A 5,915-nucleotide genomic window follows, 5' to 3' on the forward strand; every position below is an offset into this window, starting at 1 on the left:
ATTTATAAGTCTTATTGCAATATTGAGGATTAAAGGAGAATGTTAAGCTTCTAAACTAATTTTATTAAAATTAACTAAAGTTGCATTTTATAGGTTAATAATAAATAAATTTTAATTTAGATTAAGACCATTCATTAATGGCACTTAACATTAATTTCACATGAGTAACTTTTAGCCACATTATGCTTTTACAGGAACATGTATCAAGCATTCAGGTTTTACGAAAAGTCACCCAGGGTGATTGCTACCCTTGTCAGGTTCACCACTTATTTTTCCCAGCACAATATACAGAATTTTGACAAATGAATAGCACGTTTAACCTGTCATCGTGCTATGCGCACAACTTTAAGACAGTAAAAAAGCTAACGCACAGCGAAAAAGATTTATCAAAATTTTGCACCCGGCACAAAATCTTCTACTGCACACCCTTCAAAACGAAGCGAGGGGGGAGTACATTATTCCGTGCTGACTTCCACGGCAGGGAGCGGCAATAATAGCGAAAAGGTTAAAGGTTCATGTCCCCTATCGAAAAATCCAGCAAGCTAGATAACGTCTGTTATGACATCCGCGGCCCGGTTCTGAAAGAGGCAAAACGCCTTGAAGAGGAAGGCAATAAGGTTCTGAAACTCAACATTGGTAACCCTGCGCCATTTGGTTTTGAAGCGCCGGATGAAATTCTGGTTGATGTGATCCGCAACCTTCCTACTGCACAAGGCTATTGCGATTCAAAAGGACTTTACTCCGCACGTAAAGCCATCATGCAGCACTACCAGGCACGCGGTATGCGTGATGTTACCGTTGAAGATATCTATATCGGCAACGGCGTTTCCGAACTGATCGTGCAGGCGATGCAGGCGCTGCTGAACAGCGGGGACGAAATGCTGGTTCCCGCGCCGGACTATCCGCTGTGGACCGCTGCCGTATCACTGTCGAGCGGTAAAGCCGTGCACTATCTTTGCGACGAGTCCTCCGACTGGTTCCCGGACCTCGATGATATTCGCGCAAAAATCACGCCCCGCACGCGCGGCATCGTGATCATTAACCCGAACAACCCGACGGGCGCAGTGTACTCAAAAGAGCTGCTGATGGAGATCGTCGAACTCGCCCGCCAGCACAACCTGATCATCTTTGCCGACGAAATTTACGACAAGATCCTGTACGACGCGGCGCAGCACCACTCAATCGCTGCACTGGCCCCGGATCTGCTGACCGTCACCTTTAACGGCCTGTCTAAAACCTACCGCGTGGCCGGTTTCCGCCAGGGCTGGATGGTACTAAACGGTCCGAAAAAGCACGCCAAAGGATATATTGAAGGGCTGGAGATGCTGGCCTCCATGCGTTTATGTGCCAACGTTCCGGCGCAGCACGCGATCCAGACGGCGCTGGGTGGCTATCAGAGCATTAGCGAGTTCATCGTTCCCGGTGGTCGCCTGTACGAACAGCGCAACCGAGCGTGGGAGCTGATCAACGATATCCCGGGCGTCTCCTGCGTGAAGCCGAATGGCGCGCTGTATATGTTCCCGAAAATTGACGCGAAACGCTTTAATATTCACGACGACCAGAAAATGGTGCTCGATTTCCTGCTGCAGGAAAAAGTGCTGCTGGTTCAGGGTACGGCGTTTAACTGGCCGTGGCCGGATCACGTGCGCATCGTGACACTGCCGCGCGAAGATGACCTCGAAATGGCCATCAGCCGCTTCGGACGCTTCCTCTCCGGATACCATCAGTAATCTTAAAATCAGGCTACTTCGGTAGCCTGATTTGCATCTTCCCTCCCCTCCCCGCACAATGAACGCCTGTCGCAGTAAAGACAAAAGGTAACCTATGAGTCAGAGTCATTTCTTTGCCCACCTCTCCCGCCTGAAACTCATCAACCGCTGGCCGCTGATGCGCAATGTACGCACGGAAAATGTCTCAGAGCACAGTCTGCAGGTTGCGATGGTCGCTCACGCGCTGGCCGCCATTAAAAACCGTAAATTCAACGGTCAGGTCAATCCAGAGCGCATTGCCCTGCTGGCGATGTATCACGATGCATCAGAAGTGCTGACCGGCGACCTGCCCACGCCGGTGAAATATTTCAACTCGCAAATTGCGCAGGAATACAAGGCCATCGAAAAGATTGCCCAGCAGAAGCTGATTGACATGGTGCCGGACGAGTTGCGCGACATCTTTGAGCCGCTCATCGATGAGCATCAGTACACGGAAGATGAAAAGTCGCTGGTCAAACAGGCCGACGCGCTCTGCGCCTACCTGAAGTGCCTGGAAGAGCTGTCTGCAGGGAATAACGAATTTTTACTGGCGAAAACGCGTCTGGAAAAAACGCTGGAATCCCGCCGCAGCGAAGAGATGGACTATTTTATGCAGGTGTTTGTGCCGAGCTTCCATCTGTCTCTGGATGAGATCAGCCAGGATTCACCGTTGTAATCTGTTTGCCCCGCAGCGCTGCGCTTGCAGGGCCTACGGGTTGTTGGCCGGGTAAGGCGCAGCCACCACCCGGCAAAATTATCAGAACGGGAACAGAACCGGTATCAATACCACGCACACCACCATCACCAGCACGGTGAAAGGCACGCCAAGCTTCACGAAATCACTGAACCTATAATTCCCGGGCCCCAGCACCAGCGTATTCACCGGTGAAGAAACTGGCGTCATAAACGCCGCGGAGGCCGCCATTGCGACCATCATCGCAAAGGGATACGGCGACACGCCCATGGATTTGGCCATCGCCAGCGCAATCGGCGCCATCAGTACCGCCGTCGCGGTGTTGGAGATAAACAGACCGATGGTGGCGCACATGATAAACAGACAGACCAGCATCATGTACGGCCCATATCCGCCGCCAACGTCCATTAAGCCTTTAACGATCAGATCCACCCCGCCGGTTTTTTGCAGCGCCAGGGCGAAGGGCATCATCCCGACAATGAGGATAATGCTCGGCCAGTGAATGGCTTTATAAGCGCTTTCGGCGTCAATGCAGCGGAATTTCCCCATCAACAGGCAGGCGATGATTGCCGCGACCGGATTGGGGATTTCATCGGTCAGCATCAGCGCCACCATCAGCACCAGACAAAAAATCGCGTGGGGCGCCTGGCTGTGCGCCGGGGAGGCGTCGCTCTCCTCGACAGGCATGTTGAGTACCACAAAATCGCGACCTTTCTGCCCGAGCTGGCTTATCAGCTTCCAGTTACCGACAACCAGGAAGATATCGCCCAGCAGGATCGGCTCATCCACCACAGCCCCTTCCATCGCCACGCCATCGCGCTTCAGCCCCACGACATTCAGGCCATAGCGGGTTCGGAATCCCATTTCCCGCACGGTTTTGCCCAGCAGTTCCGATTCCGGGATCAGCGATACTTCGGCCATGCCGACATCCAGCGCCTGATCGGAGAAATACTCCCCGCGCAGCACCATCGGTTCCAACAGCTGCTCGCTGCAAAACTCGCGCAGATCCACGTCCGCGGTGGACATATCAATCAGCAGGACGTCCCGCGCGCGGAATTCCGACACCCCGTTAACGTTGACAATTACCCGGCGAAAACGACGCCAGCGCTCTACGCCGATCACGTTTGCGCCATAGCGCTCACGCAGCTTCAGGTCGTCCAGGCGCTGTCCCACCATCGGCGAACCGGGACGAATAGCCAGACGGCGCGCGCGCCCGGTGAGACGGTACTCTTTAATCAGATCGCGGAAGGTGCGTCGCTTCCACCCTTCTTTATTTTTGTCCTGTTTTTCACCTTTCAGGGCAAACCGGGTCAGTAGCATGTAGACCACGCCCAACACCAGAATGACCAGCCCAAGCGGGGTGACGCTGAAAAAACTGAAGCCCTGGAATCCTTCCCGGATCAGCTCGCTGTTGACGACCAGGTTCGGCGGCGTTGCCACCAGCGTCATCATGCCGCTGATCAAACCGGCAAAACTCAGGGGCATCATCAGACGCGACCGCGAGATCTGCATCCGCATGGAGACGCTCAGCACCACCGGGATAAAGATTGCGACCACGCCCGTTGAGCTCATAAACGCCCCCAGCCCGGCGACGGTCACCATAAGGTAGATCAGCATTTTGGTTTCGCTGCTGCCCGCCACCTTGACCAGCCACGACCCCATGATGGTTGCCACGCCGGTACGCACCAGCCCATCACCGATAATAAACAGGGCGGCAATCAGGATAACGTTGGGATCGCTAAACCCGGAGAAGGCTTCCGGCAGCGTGAGCGTACCGCTCAGCACAAACGCGACGATGACAAACAGGGCGACGGCGTCCATGCGTACCTTGCCCGTTGCAAAAAGAAGGATGGCGATTAAAAGCAGGCTCAGAACCCAAATCAGTTCACCGTTCACAACATGTCCTTGTCAGTGGGAGATGAGGAATTTTGCCACAAAAAAGCCCCAGCAATGTGGGGCTATATCATGTGATTACACTTTTAGCGAGACGGTTACAACCCCGTCAGAGGCTTTCGAAACAGCCAGCGCCGTCAGTGAATCCAGCACAAAGTCTGCCTCCTCCAGGCGGGGAGATCCCGCAGGAACGTTAACGGCGATAACGTGGCTTCCGGCGTTCAGCCCGGCCAGTACGCCAGCGGCCGCATCTTCCACCACCACGCACTCTGCGGGCGCGAGGCCCAGCAGTTCAGCGCCCAGTAAAAACGCGTCGGGCTCCGGTTTACCGCGCTTTACGCGCTCCGCAGTGATAAACACTTCCGGCTTCGGTAAACCTGCCGCCTTATGACGGGCGTGGGCGACGGGAATGGAGCCTGAGGTGACGATAGCCCACGGGATCTGCGCCTCGTTCAGATGCTCAAGCAATTCGCGCGCGCCCGGTAAGGCTGTGATGCCGTCCGTATCCGTGGCTTCAATGTGTTCCAGGTATTTGAACTCCGCCTGAATTTCGTCCTCAGAGCGTCCGGCCAGGAAGTGCCGTAGCGAGGTGATGGCCTGTTTGCCATGGATAAAATTCAGCACGTCCTGATGGTCGATGCCATGTCGGTCAGCCCAATGGCACCACGAACGCTCCACAACCGGCAGCGAATCCACCAGCGTACCGTCCAGATCAAACAGAAAACCTCTACACTGCACACGCACCTCCGTCAGGCATTAATGATTTGTTGAATTTCGTTGCTGCTTAAATGGTACTGACGCGGGCAGGCGTGCCACGCGCTTAGCATACGCTGATATTTTTCCCACATTGGGGTCTGCGCGTTGAAGCCGTGGGTGCCCGCGTCAAAGTGGGTATAACGCCCTTCTGTATTCACCATAAAGCGAACATAGCTCAGATAACGCGCTTCCGTTGCGGCATCAAAGCCTAAGAAAGTCACGCGGCGCTCGTCAATGGACTGCTGATCTTTGAGATTCGTCCAGGACACGTGCAGAGCGTGATACATCTCCATAATGTCGATCACGATGCGACAGGTTTCTTCTTTCAGCTCGCCAAACTCGCGGTCCAGTTCGCGCATTTGCAAACCAAAACCGCGTTCGACGATGGTTTGCAGGCGGCTGTAGCGCGCAGCGTTATCGGGATCAAGCATAGTCATCATCTTGTACTGGTTAGACAAAATCAGACGTTGAGCATGGGTCATTTCCATCTTTCGACTCCTGTAGCGCATTGCACTTTAAAAAAAAGACACGGTAACTGAATGTTACTGTGCCTTCTTTTCGTCGTCGTTTCGATGATCAATCACAAGTCATCGAGGAATGTTTTATCCAGTTGCTTAAAAGCGCGCTTTAACGTGTCCGCCAGCGCCTGGTAGTCCGGCTTGCCTTCAACCGGGGCTAGCGCCTGCCCGGCCTCCTCCAGTTTTCCGCGCACTTCATAAAACCAGTGTAAAATAGATGGGGGAAGTGGCGTGATGGAGCGTTTACCTAACCACCACAGGCCCTGCATCGGCAGGCTTAATGCGAAGAGTGCCGTCGCGACGGCA

5 protein-coding genes and 1 pseudogene are annotated in these 5,915 nt (G+C 54.0%); 2 read left to right on the plus strand and 4 right to left on the minus strand.

The window, feature by feature from the left end; all coding sequences use genetic code 11:
• Nucleotides 1-515: 515 nt before the first annotated feature.
• Both alaA and yfbR read left to right on the plus strand, forming a co-directional pair.
• Nucleotides 516-1,730, plus strand: coding sequence for an alanine transaminase AlaA (gene alaA, locus INF68_RS22375; protein ID WP_008500204.1), 1,215 nt, complete (start codon nucleotides 516-518; stop codon nucleotides 1,728-1,730).
• A gap of 94 nt (nucleotides 1,731-1,824) precedes the next feature.
• Complete coding sequence (gene yfbR / locus INF68_RS22380) at nucleotides 1,825-2,424, plus strand: 5'-deoxynucleotidase (RefSeq protein ID WP_023312539.1); 600 nt, start codon at nucleotides 1,825-1,827, stop codon at nucleotides 2,422-2,424.
• 81 nt (nucleotides 2,425-2,505) lie between these two features.
• Here the strand turns inward: yfbR and INF68_RS22385 are convergent, their stop codons facing one another.
• The 4 genes and pseudogenes from INF68_RS22385 to yfbV form a co-directional block, all read right to left on the minus strand.
• The gene (locus INF68_RS22385; protein ID WP_193525461.1) at nucleotides 2,506-4,338 is read right to left on the minus strand and encodes an SLC13 family permease; all 1,833 of its coding nucleotides are present in this window, start codon (nucleotides 4,336-4,338) and stop codon (nucleotides 2,506-2,508) included.
• A gap of 75 nt (nucleotides 4,339-4,413) precedes the next feature.
• Nucleotides 4,414-5,073, minus strand: a complete 660-nt coding sequence (locus INF68_RS22390) for a sugar phosphatase (RefSeq protein WP_193525462.1) — start codon at nucleotides 5,071-5,073, stop codon at nucleotides 4,414-4,416.
• 11 nt (nucleotides 5,074-5,084) lie between these two features.
• Complete coding sequence (locus INF68_RS22395) at nucleotides 5,085-5,579, minus strand: YfbU family protein (protein ID WP_023312542.1); 495 nt, start codon at nucleotides 5,577-5,579, stop codon at nucleotides 5,085-5,087.
• 92 nt (nucleotides 5,580-5,671) lie between these two features.
• Nucleotides 5,672-5,915 (minus strand): annotated as a pseudogene (yfbV, locus tag INF68_RS22400) (terminus macrodomain insulation protein YfbV); the annotation flags it as partial.

This window comes from Enterobacter cloacae complex sp. P16RS2, assembly GCF_014982155.1.
Taxonomy (GTDB): Bacteria; Pseudomonadota; Gammaproteobacteria; order Enterobacterales; family Enterobacteriaceae; genus Enterobacter; species Enterobacter cloacae_M.